Consider the following 20,815-nt stretch of genomic DNA (forward strand, 5'->3'; position numbering starts at 1 on the left):
ATGTCCGACGAAGAGAAGCTCCGCACTTACCTCAAGCGCGCCACGGCCGACCTGGGAGTGCTCAGTAAGCGCCTCGCCGACATGGAGGAGGCCGCGCGCGAGCCGATCGCGATCATCGGCATGGGCTGCCGCTACCCGGGCGGAGTGGAGTCCCCGGACGGCCTGTGGCGGCTTGTCTCGGACGGTGCCGACGCGATCACCGAGTTCCCGCCGGACCGTGGATGGGACGTCGTCTACGACCCTGACCCGGACCGGCCGGGCACGACCTACAGCCGATCGGGCGGCTTCCTCGCCGACGGCGCCGGCTTCGACGCCGGGTTCTTCGGTATCTCGCCGCGCGAGGCACTGGCGATGGACCCGCAGCAGCGGGTGTTGCTGGAAACCGCCTGGGAGACCTTCGAGTACGCCGGCATCGACCCGACCACACTCGGCGGCAGCCGCACAGCCGTGTTCACCGGCCTGTGGTCCTCCGGCTACGGCAACCAGCCGCCGCCGGACCTCGAAGGCTTCCTCGCCACCGGAACAGCCACCAGCGCCACGTCCGGGCGGGTGTCGTATCTGCTGGGGCTGGAGGGTCCGGCGGTGTCGGTGGACACGGCGTGCTCGTCGTCGCTGGTGGCGATCCATCTGGCGGCGCAGGCCTTGCGGGCGGGGGAGTGCTCGCTGGCGTTGGCCGGTGGTGTGACGGTGATGGCGACGCCGGCGGGGTTTGTCGAGTTCTCGCGGCAGCGGGGGCTTGCCGTCGATGGCCGGGTGAAGGCGTTTGCCGAGGCTGCTGATGGTACGGCCTGGGGTGAGGGCGCCGGTTTGGTGCTGCTGGAACGCCTGTCCGACGCCCGCCGTAACGGCCACCGGGTGCTGGCGGTCGTCCGGGGCTCGGCGGTGAACCAGGACGGCGCGTCGAACGGGCTTGCGGCGCCGAACGGTCCGTCCCAGGAACGCGTCATCCGGCAGGCGTTGGCGAATGCCGGACTGTCGACGGCGGACGTGGACGCGGCGGAGGCCCACGGCACCGGGACCACTCTCGGCGATCCCATCGAGGCTCAGGCACTCCTGGCGACCTACGGTCAGGGGCGGGTGGAGCCGTTGTGGCTGGGGTCGGTGAAGTCGAACATCGGGCACACGCAAGCCGCCGCCGGCGTGGCGGGTGTGATCAAGATGGTCATGGCGATGCGGCACGGTGAACTGCCGCGGACCCTCCACGTGGACGCGCCGACCTCCCACGTCGACTGGTCGGCGGGCCAGGTCTCACTGCTCACCGAGGCCCGGCCGTGGCCGGAGACGGGGCGTCCCCGCCGTGCCGGCGTGTCGGCGTTCGGTATCAGCGGCACCAACGCGCATGTGGTGATCGAGGCGGCTGCCGAGGAGCCGGTCCGGGTTTCGACGGGGTCCGCGGGCGGGGTGGTGCCGTGGGTGTTGTCGGGGAAGTCGGAGGTGGCGTTGCGGGAGCAGGCGCGTCGGCTGGGGGCGTTCCTGGCCGGGCATCCGGGGGTTGGCGCGGTTGCGGTGGGTCGGGCGTTGGCGGGGCGGTCGCGTTTCGACCACCGTGCGGTGCTGAGCGGTGTGGAGGCGTTGGAGGCCCTGGCGGAGGGCCGGTCGGCGCCGGGTCTGGTCACCGGGACCGTTCATCCGGTGGGTCGGTCGGTGTTCGTGTTTCCGGGGCAGGGTGCGCAGTGGGTGGGTATGGGTGGGGAGTTGTACGGCTCGGAGCGGGTGTTCCGGGAGGCGATCGATGCGTGTGGCGCGGCGTTGGCGCCGTACACGGACTGGTCGTTGGTGGAGGTGCTGGTCGGCGGTGGCTCGCTGGAGCGGGTGGATGTGGTGCAGCCCGCCCTGTTCGCGGTGATGGTGGCGCTTGCCGAACTGTGGCGGGCCCATGGTGTGGAGCCTGATGCCGTCGTCGGGCATTCGCAGGGGGAGATCGCGGCGGCGTACGTGGCCGGCGCGTTGTCCCTGGACGACGCCGCCAAGGTGGTGGCGTTACGGAGCAGGGCGCTGGCGGTGTTGGCGAATCAGGGCGGGATGGTGTCGGTCGGCCTCGGGCATGAGCAGGCCGCCGAGTTCGTGGCCCACTGGGACGGCCGGCTGACGGTGGCGGTGGTCAACTCGGCGGACAGCGCGGTGGTATCGGGTGATCCGGACGCGCTGGACGAGCTGCTGGCGGCCTGTGAGGCCGACGGCATCCGCGCCCGCCGTCTGCCCGTCGACTACGCCGCCCACTCCGTCCAGGTCGAGGCGATCCGCGACCAACTGCTCACCGACCTGGCCGACGTCACACCGCGCCCGGCGACGATCCCGTTCTACTCCACCGTCACCGCGGAACCCGTCGACACCTCCGTCCTCGACGCCGGCTACTGGTACCGCAACCTCCGCGAACCCGTGCTGTTCGACCGGACCACCCGTGCGCTGCTCGACCACGGCCACACCGTCTTCGTCGAGGTCAGCCCGCACCCGGTCCTGGTCTCCGCCGTCGAGGAGACCGGTCACCACCACGGCTTTGACCTCCTCGTCACCGGCACGCTCCGGCGTGACCAGGACGACTTCCTCACCTCGCTCGGCCGCCTGCACGTCCGTGGTGTCCCGGTCGACTGGCGGTTCCCGGACGACACCGAGCCCGTCAGCCTGCCGACGTACGCCTTCCAGCGCCGGCCGTACTGGCTGCGGCCCGTCCCGACGGCGTCGGGCGACCACCCCCTGCTCAGCACGTTCGTGGAACTGCCCGACGGCGCGGTGCTCAGCGGGCGGATCTCGCTCGCCACCCACCCGTGGCTGGCCGACCACGCCGTGCGGGGCTCCGTCCTCCTGCCCGGCACCGCGTTCGCGGAAATGGCGGCCTACGCGGCCGGCCGGCTCGGCCAAGCGGTCGAGGAGCTGGTGCTCGAAACGCCGCTCGTCCTCGACGACACCCCGGTGCACCTCCAGGTCGTCGTGGGCCCCGAGGACGACGGCCGCAACCCGCTCACGGTGTACTCGCATGACGGCGACGAGTGGGTGCGGCACGCCACCGGGACCCTGGGCGAGGAGCCGGTGCTGAGCGCCTGGGACTGGCCGCCGGCCGGTGAGCCCCTCGACGTCGACGGGCTCTACGACTCGCTGTCCGCGCTCGGCTACGAGTACGGGCCGGCGTTCCAGGGCGTCACGGCGGCCCGGCGGGTCGGCGACACCGTCTACGCCGAGGTGGAGCTTCCCGCCGAGGAACCGTTTGCCCTGCACCCCGCGCTGCTCGACGCCGCACTGCACCCCATGGCGTTCCTCACCGACCGCACCGGCCTGCCGTTCGCGTTCACCGGAGTGGCGATACGGGCCGCGGGCCGCCGGACGCTGCGCGTACGCCTGTCCGCCACCGGGCCGGACACGTACACCGTGGCCGTGGCCGATCCGGACGGCACCCCGGTCGCGGTCATCACGTCGCTGACCGTCCGGGACGCCACCGCCGTCCCGGACAGCCTGTACGCACTCGACTGGGTCCCCTTCGAACCGGCATCGACGGGCGGCGACCTGGCGGACCTGGTCGTCCACGAGGTGCCCGGGCCGGAGCCCGAGGCGGACACCGTCGAGGCGGCGTACGAGAGCGCGCGGAGCGTACTCGCCGTGATCCGGGACCACTTGGCGGGCGAGCGGCGGCGGCTGGCGGTCGTCACCCGCAACGCCGTCGCCGCCGCGCCCGGTGACGTGGTCGGCCTCCACCACTCGATGGTCTGGGGCCTGGTCCGCGGCGCGCGGGCCGAGCACCCCGGCCGGTTCGTCCTGGTCGACGCCGACCCGACCTGGGACCCCGCGCTGATCGCCGGCACGGACGAGCCGGAACTGGCGGTACGCCGAGGGGCGCTGCGCGTCCCCCGGCTGGTCCGCGTCGGCGCGGGCCTCACCCCGCCGGACGGGACCTGGCGGCTGGAGGACACGGGCACCGGCAGCATCGACGACCTGGCGCTGGTGCCCCGCCCGGAGCTCATGGAGCCGCTGGGGCCCGGGCAGGTCCGGATCGCCATGCGGGCGGCCGGACTCAACTTCCGGGACGTGCTGATCGCCCTCGGCGTCTACCCCGGCGAGGCCCTGATGGGCGGCGAGGGCGCGGGCGTCGTCCTCGAAACCGGCCCGGACACCCGGTTCCGGCCCGGCGACCGCGTCATGGGCCTGGTCCCCGGCGCCTTCGGCCCGGCCACCGTCGCCGACCAGCGGCTGCTGGTCCGGATGCCCGACGACTGGTCTTTCGCCCGGGCCGCGTCAGTGCCCGTGGCGTTCCTGACCGCCTGGTACGGCCTGCGCGACCTGGGCGGGCTGAAGGCCGGTGACCGGGTCCTGATCCACGCCGGCACCGGCGGCGTCGGCATGGCGGCGATCCAACTGGCCCGGCGGCTCGGGGCGGAGGTGTTCGCCACCGCCGGCCCGGCCAAATGGCACACCCTGCGCGCCCTGGGACTGGACGAGGACCACATCGCCTCGTCGCGCACCCTGGAGTTCGAGCAGAAGTTCCCGCCCATGGACGTGGTGCTGGACTCGCTGTCCGGCGAGTTCGTCGACGCCTCCCTGCGGCTGCTCGGGCCCGGCGGCCGGTTCGTGGAGATGGGCAAGACCGACATCCGCGACGCAGCCGACCATCCCGACATCGTCTACCGGGCGTTCGACATCGCCGACGCGGGGCCGGAACGGCTCGGCGAGATCCTGGACGCCGTCGTACGGGCCTTCACGGACGGCGGGTTCGCACCGCTGCCGTTGGACGTACGCGAGGTCCGGGACGCGGTCGACGTGTTCCGGTTCATGAGCCGGGCCGCTCATATCGGGAAGATCGTGCTCACTGTTCCGGCGGGTCTCGATGTGGCCGGTACGGTGCTGATCACCGGTGGTACGGGGACGCTGGGGGGCCTTGTGGCCCGGCATCTGGTGGCCGAGCGGGGTGTGCGGCATGTGGTGCTGGTCAGCCGCGGTGGTGGTGGGGCGGCGTTGTGCGAGGAGCTGGCCGGGCTCGGCGCGGAGGTGACGGTGGCCGCGTGCGATGTGGCCGACCGGGAGGCGTTGGCGGCCGTACTGGACTCGATTCCGGCCGCGCACCCGCTGACCGCGGTCGTCCACGCGGCCGGCGTGCTCGACGACGCGGTGGTCGAGTCACTGACTCCCGAACGTCTCGCCGCGGTCTGGGAGCCCAAGGCCCGGGCGGCGTGGCACCTGCACGAACTCACCCGGGGGCGGGACCTGACGGCGTTCGTCCTCTTCTCCTCGGCCGCCGGGACGCTCGGCAGCCCCGGGCAGGCCAACTACGCCGCGGCCAACACCTTCCTCGACGCCCTCGCCGTGCACCGGCGCGCCCTCGGACTGCCGGCGACCTCGCTGGCCTGGGGCTACTGGGCCGAGCCGAGCGGCATGACCGGGCACCTGACCGGTACCGACCAGGACCGGCTGATGCGGGCCGGGGTCGTGCCGCTGGCCACCGACCACGCCCTGTCGCTGTTCGACGCGGCCCTGGCCACGGGCCGGGCCGCGCTGGTGCCGGTACGCCTCGACCTGTCCGTGCTGGCGGGCGCCCCGGCGGCCCCGGCGGCCCTCAAGGGTCTCGTCTCCCGCAAGGCGACCCGGCGCCCGGCGCGGCCCGGCGCGATCGTCGACCGCCTGCGGTCACTGCCGGAGGCCGAACGGCTGCGAGCCGCACTCGACCTGGTCACCGCCAACACCGCCGCCGTGCTCGGTCACCGCGAACCGGGGGCCGGATGGGACCGGCAGCCGTTCAAGGACCTCGGCTTCGATTCCCTGACCTCCGTCGAACTGCGCAACCGGCTCAACACTGCCACCGGCCTGCGCCTGCCCGCCACCGTCACCTTCGACCACCCCACCCCGCGGCAACTCGCCGAGCACCTGCTGAGCGGGATCCTCGGTGCGGGTGGGGGTGTGGTGCCGGTGGTGCCGGTGGTTTCAGTGGGTGGGGTGGGTGGTGGGGCTGATCCGGTGGTGATCGTGGGTATGGGGTGCCGGTTGCCGGGTGGGGTGGGGTCGCCGGAGGAGTTGTGGCGCCTGGTGTCGGGTGGGGTGGACGCGATCGGGGGGTTTCCGGGTGATCGGGGGTGGGACGTCGAGGGGTTGTTCCATCCGGATGCGGATCATCCGGGGACGTCGTACACGCGGGCGGGTGGTTTTCTCGCGGACGCGGCGGGGTTCGATGCCGGTTTCTTCGGCATCTCGCCGCGTGAGGCACTGGCGATGGATCCGCAGCAGCGGGTGCTGCTGGAGACCACGTGGGAGACGTTCGAGGATGCGGGGATCGATCCGACGTCGTTGCGGGGCAGTCGGACGGGTGTGTTCACCGGCATCTGGTCCTCCGGCTACGGCGGCCAGGCACCCGCCGACGCCGAGGGCTATCTCGGTACGGGCGCCGCGACCAGCGTGACCTCCGGCCGGATCGCCTACCTGCTGGGGCTGGAGGGCGCGGCGGTCTCGCTGGACACCGCCTGCTCGTCCTCGCTGGTGGCGATCCACCTGGCGGCGCAGGCGCTCCGCTCGGGGGAGTGCACACTCGCCCTGGCCGGCGGGGTGACCGTGATGGCGACCCCGCTGGGGTTCACGGAGTTCTCCCGCCAGCGCGGCCTGGCTCCCGACGGCAGGGTGAAGGCGTTTGCCGAGGCTGCTGACGGTACGGCCTGGGGTGAGGGTGCGGGGCTGGTGCTGCTGGAGCGGTTGTCGGACGCCCGTCGCAACGGTCACCGGGTGCTGGCGGTGGTGCGGGGTTCGGCGGTGAACCAGGACGGCACCTCCAACGGCCTCGGGGCGCCGAACGGTCCGTCGCAGGAGCGGGTGATCCGGCAGGCGTTGGCGAATGCGGGACTCTCGACGGCGGACGTGGATGCGGTGGAGGCGCACGGTACGGGGACGACGCTCGGCGATCCCATCGAGGCCCAGGCACTCCTGGCGACGTACGGCCGGGACCGGGTGGAGCCGTTGTGGCTGGGGTCGGTGAAGTCGAACATCGGCCACACCCAGGCGGCGGCCGGTGTGGCGGGTGTGATCAAGATGGTGATGGCGATGCGGCACGGGCAACTGCCGCCGACGCTGCATGTCGACGCGCCGACCTCGCACGTCGACTGGGAGTCCGGAAACATCCGCCTGCTCACCGAGGCCCGGCCCTGGCCCGACAACGGCCACCTGCGTCGCGCGGGCATCTCGGCGTTCGGCATCAGCGGAACGAACGCGCATGTGGTGATCGAGGCGGCTGCCGAGGAGCCGGTCGGGGCTCCGGCGGGGTCCGTGGGCGGGGTGGTGCCGTGGGTGTTGTCGGCGAAGTCGGAGGCGGCGTTGCGGGAGCAGGCGCGCCGGCTGGGCGCCTTCATCGCTGTCCATCCCGAGGTGGGCCCGGCGGCGGTCGGGGGCGCTCTGGCTGCCCGCACCGTGTTCGAGCACCGTGCGGTGCTGAGCGGTGTGGAGGCGTTGGAGGCACTGGCGGAGGGCCGGTCGGCGCCGGGTCTGGTGACCGGGACCGCCCGCCCGCTGGGTCGGTCGGTGTTCGTGTTTCCGGGGCAGGGTGCGCAGTGGGTGGGTATGGGTGGGGGTTGTACGGCTCGGAGCGGGTGTTCCGGGAGGCGATCGATGCGTGTGGGGCGGCGTTGGCGCCGTACACGGACTGGTCGTTGGTGGAGGTGCTGGTCGGCGGTGGTTCGCTGGAGCGGGTGGATGTGGTGCAGCCGGCGCTGTTCGGGGTGATGGTGGCGCTGGCGGAGTTGTGGCGGGCCCATGGTGTGGAGCCTGATGCCGTCGTCGGGCATTCGCAGGGGGAGATCGCGGCGGCGGTTGTGGCGGGGGCGTTGTCGTTGGAGGACGCGGCCAAGGTGGTGGCCCTGCGCAGCAAGGCCCTGGTGGCTCTGGCGGGTCAGGGCGGGATGGTGTCGGTCGGTCTCGGGGATGACCAGGCCGCCGAGTTCGTGGCGTGCTGGGACGGCCGGTTGACGGTGGCGGTGGTCAATGCCCCCGGTTCGGTCGTCGTGTCGGGCGACCTGGACGCGCTGGACGAACTGCTGGCGGCCTGTGAGGCCGACGGCATCCGGGCCCGCCGCCTGCCCGTCGACTACGCCGCCCACTCCGTCCAGGTCGAGGCGATCCGCGAGCAACTGCTCACCGACCTCGCCGGCATCACGCCGCACCCGGCGACGATCCCGTTCTATTCAACGGTGACCGGCGAGGAGATCGACACCTCCGCCCTCGACGCCGATTACTGGTACCGCAACCTCCGCGAACCCGTGCTGTTCGACCGGATCACCCGGCTGCTGCTCGCCTCGGGCAGCGACCCCGTCTTCGTAGAGATCAGCCCGCACCCGGTGCTCACGCCTGCGCTGGAGGAGCACGAGGCGGGTGTGGTGACCGGGACACTGCGCCGCGACCACGGCACCCCGGCCGAGTTCCTGGCCGCCGCGGCGCGGCTGTTCGTCGCGGGTGTGCCGGTGCGGTGGCCGTTCCCCGAAGGGGAGCCGGTGGCGCTGCCCACCTACCCCTTCCAGCGGACGCGGTTCTGGCTCGCCGGAGGCGCGGGAGACGTGTCCGCGGCCGGGCTCGACGCGGTGGACCACCCGCTGCTCGGCGCCGCTGTCGAGGTGGGCGAGCAGCGGGTCCTGACGGGTCGGCTCTCCCTGGCCACCCACCCCTGGCTCGCGGACCACTCCGTCCTGGGGACGGTGCTGCTGCCCGCGACGGCCTTCGTGGAACTGGTGGTGCACGCGGCGGGGGCGGCAGTCGAGGAACTGGTCCTGGAGGCGCCGCTGACGGTGCCCGCGGACGGCGCGGTGGACGTGCAGGTCGTCGTGGGCGAGCCGGACGAGACCGGCCGCCGCACGGTCGACGTCCGGTCCCGTACGGACGGTTGGGTGCGGCACGCCACCGGCACGGTGAGCGGGAAACCCGTGGTCGGGCAGGAGCTGACGCAATGGCCGCCGGCCGGCGCGGAACCGGTCACCGGGCTCTACGACACGCTCGCCGCGGCGGGCTACGAGTACGGGCCGGCCTTCCAGGCCGTGCAGGCGGTGTGGCGCCGCGGCAATGAGGTGTTCGCCGAGGTCACCGTGCCGGACGCGGCCCGGTTCTCCGTCCATCCGGCCCTGCTGGACGCCGCCCTGCAACCGCTGGCGCTGCTGTCCGGCACGGAAGGAGACGTGCGGCTGCCGTTCTCGCTGGGCGGGATCGCGGTCCACCGCACCGGCGTGACCTCCGCGCGCGTGCGGCTGAGGGTGGTGCGCCCCGGCACGTACGCCGTCCACCTGGCGGACCGGTCCGGCGAGCCCGTGGCGACCATCGAGGCGCTGACCACCCGTCCGATGGCCGAACGCGGTCCGCTGTACGCCCTCGAGTGGATTCCGCTGACCCCCGGCGAAGGCGCGCTCGGCGACGCCGTCGTCTCGCCCGGCTCGGTCGCCGAGGCGCTGACGGCCGTCCAGGACTTCCTGGCCGGGCCCGGCGAACGGCTCGTGGTGCGCACGCGGGGCGCGGTCGCCGTCGTCCCCGGTGACGGGGTGAGCGACCCGGAAGCCTCGGCCGTATGGGGCCTGGTCCGGTCCGCGCAGTCCGAGCACCCCGGCCGATTCGTGCTCGTGGACGCCGACGAGCTGCCCGACGGCCTGTCGGTCGGCGACGAGGACCAGCTGGCGGTGCGCCGGGGGGCCGTCTACGTGCCCCGGCTCGTGCGCTCCGCACCGGAGGCGTTCGACGGACGGCTGACGCAGGCGGGCACGGGCAGCCTGGACGACCTCGCCTTCCTGCCGTACGAGCAGGCCCCGCCCGGGCCCCGGGAGGTGCGCGTCGCCGTGCGGGCGGCCGGCCTGAACCTCCGGGACGTGCTGATCGCCCTCGGCGTCTACCCGGACCCGGCGCTGCTCGGCAGCGAGGGCGCGGGCGTCGTCACCGAGGTCGGCGCCGAGGTCACCGGGCTGCGGCCGGGTGACCGGGTCGCCGGGCTGCTGCCCGGCGCGTTCGGCCGGGTGGCCGTCGCCGACCACAGGGTGCTGGTGCGCATCCCCGACGAGTGGACGTTCACCCAGGCCGCCACTGTGCCGATCGCCTTCATGACCGCGTGGTACGGCCTGCGCGACCTGGGCGGGCTGAAGGCCGGTGACCGGGTCCTGATCCACGCCGGGGCCGGCGGCGTCGGCATGGCGGCGGTCCAGCTCGCGCGGCTCTGGGGCGCGGACGTCCACGCGACCGCCGGCCCGGGCAAGTGGGACGCGCTGCGCGCCCTGGGGCTGGACGAGGACCACATCGCCTCGTCCCGGACCCTGGAGTTCGCCGACCGGTTCGGACCCTTCGACGTGGTGCTGAACTCGCTGTCCGGTGAGTTCCTGGACGCCTCCCTGCGGCTGCTCGCGCCCGGCGGGCGGTTCGTGGAGATGGGCAAGGCCGACATCCGGCCCGGCGTGCTGGCCTTCGACCTGGCCGACGCGGGACCTGAGCGGCTGGGGGAGATCCTGGCCGAGGCGGTCCGGCTGCTCGGCGCAGGCGAGCTGCGTCTGCCACCACTCACCACCTGGGACGTCCGCCGCGCGCGGGACGCCTTCCGGTTCATGAGCCGGGCCGCTCACATCGGGAAGATCGTGCTCACTGTTCCGGCGGGTCTCGATGTGGCCGGTACGGTGCTGATCACCGGTGGTACGGGGACGCTGGGGGGCCTTGTGGCCCGGCATCTGGTGGTCGAGCGGGGTGTGCGGCATGTGGTGTTGGTCAGCCGCAGTGGTGGCGGGGCGGCATTGCGCGAGGAGCTGGCCGGGCTCGGCGCGGAGGTAACCGTGGCCGCGTGCGACGTGGCCGACCGGGAGGCGTTGGCGGCCGTACTGGACTCGATCCCGGCCGCGCACCCGCTGACCGCGGTCGTCCACGCCGCCGGTGTGCTCGACGACGCCGTGGTCGAGTCCCTGACCCCCGAACGTCTCGCCGCGGTCTGGGAGCCCAAGGCACAGGCGGCGTGGCACCTGCACGAACTCACCCGGGGGCGGGACCTGACGGCGTTCGTCCTCTTCTCCTCGGCGGCCGGGACGCTCGGCAGCCCCGGGCAGGCCAACTACGCCGCGGCGAACGCCTACCTCGACGGCCTGGCCGCGTACCGGCGTGCCCAGGGCCTGCCGGGGGTGTCGCTGGCCTGGGGCCGGTGGGCCGAGGCGAGCGGGCTGACCGGGCAGATGTCCGAGGCCGACGGTGAACGCCTCGCCCGCGCGGGGCTGCTGCCGATGGCGACCGACCACGGACTCGGGCTGTTCGACGGGGGCTTGGACACCGCGGAACCGGCAGTGGTCGCGGCCCGACTCAAGGTGTCCGCACTGGGCGACCGGCCGGTGCTGCGCGCGCTGGCACGCGCCCGCAAACCGGTGCGGACCACCGGGCTGGCGGGCGAGCTGGGATCGCTCCCCGAGGCCCGGCAACGCGAGATTCTGCTCGACCTGGTCCGCACCCACGCCTCGGCCGTGCTGGGCCGCAGCGACGAGATCCGTGGCGACCTGGCCTTCAAGGACCTGGGCTTCGACTCGCTGACCGGCGTGGAACTGCGCAACCGGCTGTCCACGGCGGTCGGGACCCGGCTGCCGGCGACGATGGTCTTCGACCACCCGACCCCGGCCCGGCTGGCCGAATACCTGCGTGAGGTGGTCCTGGGCAAGGAGCGCGGGACGGTCGCACCCGTGCCGGTGGGGGTTGCGGTGTCGGGTGATCCGGTGGTGGTGGTGGGGTTGGGGGCCCGGTATCCGGGTGGGGTGGGGTCGGCGCGGGAGTTGTGGGGTCTGGTGGCGGGTGGGGTGGATGCGGTGGGGGAGTTCCCGTCGGATCGTGGGTGGGATGTGGGTCGTCTTTATGATCCGGCGGGTGGTCCGGGGACGTCGTATACGCGGTGGGGTGGTTTTCTCGCGGACGCGGCGGGGTTCGATGCCGGTTTCTTCGGGATTTCGCCGCGTGAGGCGTTGGCGATGGATCCGCAGCAGCGGGTGTTGTTGGAGACGGTGTGGGAGACGTTCGAGGACGCGGGGATCGATCCGACGTCGTTGCGAGGCAGCCAGACGGGCGTCTTCACCGGCATCTGGGCGTCCGGTTACGCGGGCGGAGTGGACCAGATCTCGCGCGACGCGGACGGCTATGTGGCCACCGGCACGGCGACGAGTGTGACCTCCGGGCGGGTGTCGTATCTGCTGGGGCTGGAGGGTCCGGCGGTGTCGGTGGACACGGCGTGCTCGTCGTCGCTGGTGGCGATTCACCTGGCGGCGCAGGCGCTGCGCTCGGGGGAGTGCTCACTGGCCCTGGCCGGCGGCGTGACGGTCATGGCGACACCCGCCGCCTTCATCGACTTCTCCCGCCAGCGGGGGCTTGCGGTCGATGGGCGGGTGAAGGCGTTTGCCGAGGCTGCCGATGGTACGGCGTGGGGTGAGGGCGCCGGTTTGGTGCTGCTGGAACGCCTGTCGGACGCCCGCCGTAACGGTCACCGGGTGTTGGCGGTGGTGCGGGGTTCGGCGGTGAACCAGGACGGGGCGTCCAATGGGTTGACCGCGCCCAACGGTCCGTCCCAGGAACGCGTCATCCGCCAGGCGTTGGCGAACGCCGGGTTGGAGCCGTCCGAGGTGGACGCGGTGGAAGCGCACGGCACCGGCACCACTCTCGGTGACCCTATTGAGGCCCAGGCGCTGCTGGCGACATACGGCCGGGACCGGGTGGAGCCGTTGTGGCTGGGGTCGGTGAAGTCGAACATCGGGCACACGCAGGCGGCGGCGGGTGTGGCCGGTGTGATCAAGATGGTGATGGCGATGGGGCACGGGCAACTGCCGCCGACGCTGCATGTCGACGCGCCGACCTCCCACGTCGACTGGTCGGCGGGCCAGGTCTCACTGCTCACCGAGGCCCGGCCGTGGCCGGAGACGGGGCGTCCCCGCCGTGCCGGCGTGTCGGCGTTCGGTATCAGCGGTACCAACGCGCACGTGATCCTGGAGGCACCGGCCGCGGATCCGGCCCCGGACCCGGCCGAGGAGACGTCGCCCGAGCCCCCCGCCGTCGTGCCGGTGCCGTGGCTGCTGTCGGCGAAGTCGGACGCGGCGCTGCGCGACCAGGCCCGCAGGCTGCAGGCGTACGCGGCCAAGGCCCCCGACGCGGACGGAATCGGCGCCGCGCTCGCCACGCGGACCCGGTTCGCCCACCGGGCCGTGGTGACCGGACCGGAGGCACTGGCGGCCCTGGTGCGCGGGGAGGCGCATCCCGGGTTGGTGACCGGCGAGGCCCGCGACTCGGGTGGGTCGGCGTTTGTGTTCTCCGGTCAGGGTGGTCAGTGGGTGGGGATGGGGCGGGGTCTGTATCGGGTGTTTCCGGTGTTCGCGCGGGTGTTGGACGAGGTGTGCGGGTTGTTGGGGTTGCCGGTGGAGGTGTTGTTCGAGGACGGGGAGGGGGTGCTGGGGGAGACGAGGTTTACGCAGGGCGGGGTGTTCGCGCTGGAGGTGGCGTTGTTCCGGTTGGTGGAGTGGTTGGGTGTGCGGCCGGACTTCGTGGTGGGGCATTCGGTGGGTGAGGTGGCGGCGGCTCATGTGGCGGGGGTTCTGGGTTTGGAGGACGCGTGTGTGCTGGTGGGGGCGCGGGGCCGGTTGATGCAGGGGTTGCCCGGTGGTGGGGCGATGGTGTCGGTTCAGGCGTCGGTGGAGGAGGTGGAGGGGTCGTTGCTGCCGGGTGTCGAGGTGGCGGCGGTGAACGGGGTGGATGCGGTGGTGGTGTCGGGGGACGAGGCGGCGGTGGCGGCGGTCGCCGAGGTGTGGCGGGGCCGTGGGCGCCGGGTGAAACGGCTGGAGGTCGGTCACGCGTTTCATTCGGCGCGGATGGATCCGGTGCTGGAGGAACTGGGCGAGGTGGCGGCGGGTTTGTCGTTCGGTGAGCCGGTGATCCCGGTGGTTTCCACGGTGGCCGGGCATCCGGTGGACATGGGGGAGTCCGGGTACTGGGTGCGGCAGGTGCGGGAGCCGGTTCGGTTCGCCGATGCGCTGGAGTGGCTGTCGGGTCAGGGCGTCACTGGGTTCGTGGAGGTGGGTCCGCATCCGTTGCTGATGGGGAACGGGTTGATGCGGCGCGGTAAGGATTCTCCGGAGCGGTTGTTCGCGGGGCTCGGGCGGCTCTGGGCGGACGGCGCGGTGGGCTGGACGCCGCCCGCGACCACGACGGCGGGGGCGTCGGGTGGGCGCGTGCCGTCGTACGCCTTCCAGCACCAGCACTACTGGCTCCGGCCCACCACCCCGTCGGAGGGCCTCGACACGCCCGACCACCCGCTGCTGCGGTCCCTGGTGAAGCTCCCCGACGGGCAGGGCGTGGTGCTGACCGGGAAGCTCTCCGCGTCCGTCCACCCGTGGCTGGCCGAGCACACCGTGCTCGGTTCGACGCTGCTGCCCGCGATGGCGTTCGTGGACATGGCCGTCCACGCCGGCGAGCACACGGCCAGCCCCGTACTGTCCGAGCTGGTCCTGGAGGCGCCCCTGGTGCTGTCCGAGCGCGACGGTGTGCACGTGCAGGTCACCGTCGGCGCGCCCGACGACACCGGACGCCGGCCCGTCACCGTCCACTCCCGCACCTCCGCCGAGCCCGACGAGTGGACCCGCCACGCGACCGGCGTGCTCGGTCCGTCGGCGGACCGGGCGACACGGGCCGAGTGGACGGCCGTGCCCGGGGCGGACGACAGTGAGGCCGTGCCGATCGACATCGGCTCGCTCTACGACCGGCTCGCCGAAGCCGGCTACGACTACGGGCCGACCTTCCAGGGGCTCATCGGCATCCGGCGGCACGGCGAGGACCTGCACGCCGAGGTGAGCTTCCCGGCGGACCCCGCGCAGCTCACCGGCTACCGCGTCCACCCCGCGCTCCTGGACGCCGCCGTACAGCCGCTGACCCTGCTCGCCGGCCTCGCGGCCGAGGACGGCGGCGCCGGTGGCAGCCCGGCGCGGCTGCCCTTCTCGTTCTCCGGTGTGTCGGTCACCGCGTCGGCCGCGACGGTCCGCGTGGTGCTGCACCCGACCGGGCCGGACACCTTCGCGGTGCGGATCACCGACACCGCCGGGATGCCGGTCATGAGCATCGACGAGATCGTCCTGCGGCCCGTCGAAGCGGCGGGTCACGGGGCCGGGCGCCGGTCGAACACGCTGTTCGCCGTCGACTGGACCCCGATGGCGGCACCGGACGGCCCGGACACCGAGACGGTCCTCCACGAGGTCGTCGGCGAGGGCGAACCGGTCGCGGCCGCCCACGCGGTGACCCGGGAACTGCTCGGCAGGGTCCGGGAGTTCCTGGCCACCGACACGCCGGCCCGGCTCGTGGTCCTCACCGGCGACGACCTGGCCTCGGCCGCCGCCCGCGGCTTCCTGCGCAGCGCGCACAGCGAGAACCCCGGGCGGATCCTGACCGTCCGGCACGACGGCACGGCCGCCTCACGACGGGCGATCCCCGCCGCGGTGCGCGCCGCCGTGAGCGACGGCGAGCCCGAGATCCGGTTGCGCGACGGAACCGCCCTCGTGCCGAGGCTGGTGAGGGCCGCCCCGGCCGGGCCCCTGGACGGCGCGCCCCTGGACGGCACCGTGCTGATCACCGGCGGCACCGGCACCCTCGGCGTCCTGGTCGCCCGGCACCTGGTCGCGCGGCACGGCGCCCCGCACGTGGTGCTCGCCGGCCGCCGCGGCGTCGAGCCGCCCGGGCTGCGGCAGGAGCTGGGCGCCGCCCTCACCGTGGTCGCCTGCGACGCCGGTGACCGCGGGGCACTGAGGGATCTCGTCGCCTCGATCCCCGACCTGCGGGTCGTCGTGCACGCCGCCGGGGTCGTCGACGACGCCGTGGTGGGATCGATGACACCGGAGCAGATCGACACGGTGCTGCGCTCGAAGGCCGATGCCGCGTGGCACCTGCACGAGGCCACCGAGCACCTGGACCTGCGGGCGTTCGTGCTGTTCTCCTCGGCGTCCGGGGTGTTCGGCGCCCCCGGGCAGGCCAACTACGCCGCCGCGAACGCGTTCCTCGACGCGCTCGCCGAGCACCGGCACGCGCGCGGTCTGCCGGCCACCTCCCTGGCCTGGGGCCAGTGGGCCGAGTCCAGCGGCATCACCGGGAACCTGACCGGGGCCGACCACCGCCGGCTGGCGAGGGCCGGGATGCTGCCGCTGGCCACCGAGCAGGCCCTCGACCTGTTCGACACCGCCCTGTTCGACACCGCCCTGGCCGGCGAACGCCCGGCGCTGGTGCCGGTCCGCCTCGACCTCGCGGCGATCGACACCCCGCCCGCGCTGCTGCGCGGACTCGCCCGGCCGCGGCGCGCGCCGGCCCCGGCGGCCGGCCCCGGCGACCTGCGGGCCGGGCTCGAAGCCCTGCCCGAGCCCGAGCAGCGCGCCCTGCTGCTCGACCTGGTCGTCACGCACAGCGCGAGCATCCTCGGGATGGCCCCCGGCGGGATCGACGACCCGCGTCAGCTGTTCCGCGACCACGGCGTCGACTCGCTGACCGCCATCGAGCTGCGCAACCGGCTCAACGCGGCCACCGGGCTCAAGCTCCCGGCGACCCTCGTCTTCGACTTCCCGACGCCCGAACAGCTCGTCAACCACCTCTACGGGCAGCTGTGCTCGCCGGAGAACCGGGTCGCCGGGCCGATGGAGCGCCTGCTGCGCAAGGCCGTCGACGTCGGCCGCGCGCAGGACGGCCTCGACCTGCTGGCCACGGCGTCCCGGCTGAGCCCGGCCACCGACGCGCCCAAGGCCGAGGCGGTCGCCCTCGCGGCCGGCTTCCTCCAGCCGTCGCTGGTCTGCCTGCCGTCCGCGCTGGCGTCCAGCGGCATCGAGGAGTACGGGCGGTTCGCCGCGGCGCTGGAGGCCGCCCGCGACGTCACGGCGCTCACCCTGCCGGGCTTCGCCGGCGACCCGCTGCCCGCGGACGCCGACGTCCTGGTCCAGGCACTCGCCGAGGCCGCGTCGGCCGTCACCGCGCCGGTGCTGGTCGGCCGTTCGGTGGGCGCGTGGCTGGCGCTGGCGACCGCCGGGGAACTGGAACGGCGGGGGGCCCGGCCCAGCGCCGTGGTGCTCATCGACGGCTACCCCGACGACCTGCCGGGTGTGCTCACCGGCATGCTCGACGCCGGCCACCAGGTCCAGCCGGTCGACGACGACCGGCTGATGGCCATGGGCCGCTACCTCGATCTGGCCGGCGCCCCGGAGCCCGTCACCGCGCCGGTGCTGCTGGTGGGCACCGGGAAGCGCTCGTGGCCCCGGCTGTCCACCACCGCCCAGGAGGTGCTCACCGTCTCGGGCGACCACTTCACCGTACTGGAGGAGCACTCCGCGGCCACGGCGCTGGCCATCAGCACATGGCTCCTCGACTTCAGCGGATACGGGGCCGGGTTGTCCGCACTCAGGGGAAAGGACTACGCATGATCTGGGACAACGTCTACATCGGCGGAACGGGGCGCTATCTGCCGCCCCGCACGCCCGCGACACAGGCCGTGCCGGACACCGACACCATGCGGCGGCTGCTCGCGCTGTCGGACTTCGTGTCGTTCACCCGCTCCGACGACGTCACCGAGCACGCGATGGCCGTGCACGCGGCGATCGGAGCCCTGCGCGAGTCCGGCCTCAGTGGCGCCGACATCTCCATGGCCGCCTACGCCCAGATGGACCACCAGGACCACATGGCGTCCTCCTGCCACCTGCAGCGCGTCCTCGGCCTCGGCCACGCCCTCGTCTACGAGGTCGAGGCGACCAGCAACGGCGGCTCGGCCGCGCTGCAGTCCGCCGCCGCGCACCTGGTGGCCGACCCGGCCGCGACCGCGACCCTGGTCACGGCCACCGCCCGGTTCCTGCCGCCGCGGTGGGAACGCTGGCAGCCCACCATCGGGATCTTCCTGGCCGACGGTGCGGTCGCGGCCGTGCTCAACCGTGAGGGCGGCCGGGCGCGGCTGGTCGCCACCGCCAACAGCTCCGCGACCCAGATGGAGGTCCTCGCCACCCCGACGATCCCGGACCCCGAGGGCCACCGCAACCGTACGCCGATCGAGGTCACCGGCCTGGCCCCGTATCTGACGCTGATGAGCGGGGCACTGGTCACCGCGGTCGAGCAGGCCGCCAAGGAGGCCGGCGTCAGCATCGCCGACATCACCAGGTTCGTCGTCACCGGTCTGGGCCTGGCCCAACTGGAGGTCGTCGTGCTGGAGCCGCTCGGCATCGACCTGGGCCGCACCACCTGGCCGATGCTGCGCGAGCTCGGCCACGTCGGGCCGTGCGACCAACTGCTCGGCATGGACCACCTGCTGCACGACGAGACCCTCAAGCCCGGCGACACCATCATGTCGATCGGCCTCGGCATGGGCTCGCGGTTCACCGCGTCCCTGCTGGAGGTCACCGAGCAGCCCAAGCCCCGTACGACCACCACCTTCACCGAGCCGGTGCGCGCGCAGGCCCCGCCCGCCGACGCGTACGTCATCGACCCCTCGGGCGGCGACATCTTCGGCGAGGCCGCTGCCCTGCGCGAGCGCGGCCCGGCCACGCCCGTCGAACTGCCCGGTGGCGTGTCGGCCTGGGCCGTCACCGGGCACGACCTGACGAAGAAGCTGCTGCTCGACCCGAAGGTCTCCAAGGACGCGAACAAGCACTGGCCCATGTGGCGCGACGGCGACATCCCGCCGGACTGGCCGCTGATCATGTGGGTCGCGATGCAGAACATGTTCACCGCCTACGGGGCCGACCACACCAGGCTGCGCAGCCTGGTGGCCAAGGCGTTCACCCCGCGCCGTATCGAAGCGACTCGGCCGCGCGTCGAGGAGATCACGGCCGGCCTGATCGCCGACCTGGCCGCGGTGCCGCCGGGGCAGACGGTCGACCTGCGCGCACGGTTCGCGTTCCCGCTGCCGATCCAGGTCATCACCGGATTGTTCGGGGTGAGCGCGCAGACGGGCGCGGACCTGCGGCGGCTGGTGGACGCGGTGTTCAGCCTCGACGCGGACCCGGCGGGCGTGCAGGCCGCCTCCGGCGAGCTGTACATGCTGCTCAAGGAACTCGTGGCCGCCAAACGGCGCGACCCCGGCGACGACATGACCAGCGACCTGATCGCCGCGCAGGAGGCGGACGGCACACGACTGTCCGAGCGGGAACTGCTGGACACCCTGCTGCTGACCATCTCCGCCGGCTTCGAGACGACGGTCAACCTGCTCGACCACGCCGTCCACGCGCTGGCCACGCACCCGTCCCAGCTCGCCCTGGTCCGGTCCGGGACCAGCACGTGGGAGGACGTGGTGGACGAGACCCTGCGCTGGCAGGCGCCGGTGCCCAACCTGCCGCTGCGGTACGCCGTGGAGGACATCTCCGCGGACGGCGTGCGGATCCGCAAGGGCGAGGCGATCCTGCTGTCCTACGGCGCGGCCGGCCGCGACCCGGCGCGGCACGGGGCCGACGCGGAGGACTTCTCCGTCACCCGACCGTCGCGGGCCGACCACCTCACCTTCGGGCACGGCGTGCACTACTGCCTCGGCACCCCCCTGGCGAAGCTGGAGGCGACGACGGCGCTGTCCGCGCTGTTCTCCCGGTTCCCCCGGCTGCGGCTGGCCGTCCCGTCGTCCGAACTCGAGCCGCTGGGTTCCTTCTTCACCAACGGACACAAGACTCTCCCGGTCATCCTGGAGGAGGGCTGATGGCCCATTTCGCCTTCGTGAGCGCGCCCGCGTCCGGGCATGTGAACCCGACCCTGCCGCTGGTCGAAGAGCTGGTCCGGCGCGGTCACCGGGTCAGCTACGCCACGGGACCGGCCACCATGGGCGCCGCCTTCGCCGCCGGGGCGTCGCCGGTGACCCTGCCCTCGCAGCTGCCGCCCGACATGGCGGCGCGGGGCGAGTTCACGGCGGAACAGCTCGCCGTGACGATGGAGTACTACCTCGACGACGCGCGTTCCTCCTTCCCCGTCCTGGCCGAGCACTTCTCGGCCGACCCGCCGGACGCGGTGTGCTACGACTCGGTGACCTTCACCGGGAGGATGCTGGCGAACCTGCTCGAGGTGCGGGAGGTCTCCCTGGTGCCGACCTTCGCGGAGAACGAGTCCTTCTCGGCGGCGCAGGTGTACCTACCGGCCGACTTCGACCACACCGACCCCCGGCTGGTGGCCGCGGTTCAGGACATGGGGAAGTTCGCGCAGGGCCACGCCTTCCTCGAGGACCCGAACCTGATGTTCGGCTACGTGGCCCCGACGAGCCTGGTGTTCATCCCCCGCGAGTTCCAGCTGTCGGGGGACACCTTCGACGAGCGCTTCCACTTCGTCGGGCCGTCGCTGAGCAGCCGGCAGACCGCTGGGGAGTGGAGCCCCCGGTCGCAGGCCCCGGTGCTGCTGATATCGCTGGGAACCGTCTTCAACGACCGGCCCGAGTTCTACCGGACCTGCATCGAGGCGTTCGGGGACAGCGACTGGCAGGTCGTCATGGCGGTGGGCGGGCTGGACCGGGAGTCGCTGGGCCCGATCCCGGCGAACGTCGAAGTGCACGCGCACGTACCGCAGGTGGCGGTGCTGCGACACACCGAGGTGTTCCTGAGCCACGCCGGGATGAACTCGGCGATGGAGTCCCTCTACCACGGGGTGCCCTTCGTGGCGGTGCCGCAGATCCCGGAACAGCGGGCGATCGCCCGGCGGGCGGAGGAGCTGCAGGTCGGCAGGACGCTCGCCGAGCCGACCGTGCAGGGCCTCCGCGACGCCGTCCAGGACGTCCGGTCCTGCCGCCCCCGGGCGGCGGCCCTGAGCCGGACCGTGCGCGGGGCGGGCGGCGCGTCAAAGGGGGCGGACGTCCTGGAGGAGCTGCTGACGCGGTAGCGGCCGGACTCCACCGGGCAGTCCGCACCCGCAC

At 73.3% G+C, this 20,815-nt stretch carries 3 protein-coding genes and 1 pseudogene; all 4 read left to right on the forward strand.

The window, feature by feature from the left end; translation table 11 throughout:
* Window positions 1–12: 12 nt before the first annotated feature.
* Window positions 13–7,290, forward strand: a pseudogene (locus ACFCLZ_RS36345) (SDR family NAD(P)-dependent oxidoreductase); the annotation flags it as partial.
* Window positions 7,291–7,550: 260 nt separating this feature from the next.
* On the forward strand, window positions 7,551–17,369 hold the full coding sequence (locus tag ACFCLZ_RS36350; RefSeq protein ID WP_380286387.1) for an SDR family NAD(P)-dependent oxidoreductase: 9,819 nt from the start codon (window positions 7,551–7,553) through the stop codon (window positions 17,367–17,369).
* Entirely contained in the window at window positions 17,366–19,618 is a 2,253-nt protein-coding gene (locus tag ACFCLZ_RS36355) for a cytochrome P450 (RefSeq protein WP_380282176.1), read from the forward strand. Before ACFCLZ_RS36350 ends, ACFCLZ_RS36355 begins: the two co-directional genes overlap by 4 nt.
* Complete coding sequence (locus tag ACFCLZ_RS36360) at window positions 19,618–20,781, forward strand: macrolide family glycosyltransferase (protein WP_380282177.1); 1,164 nt, start codon at window positions 19,618–19,620, stop codon at window positions 20,779–20,781. The genes ACFCLZ_RS36355 and ACFCLZ_RS36360 overlap by 1 nt, the downstream gene beginning before the upstream one ends.
* Window positions 20,782–20,815 lie beyond the last annotated feature (34 nt).

Source organism: Kitasatospora purpeofusca (assembly GCF_042691725.1).
GTDB classification, from domain to species: domain Bacteria; phylum Actinomycetota; class Actinomycetes; order Streptomycetales; family Streptomycetaceae; genus Kitasatospora; species Kitasatospora purpeofusca_B.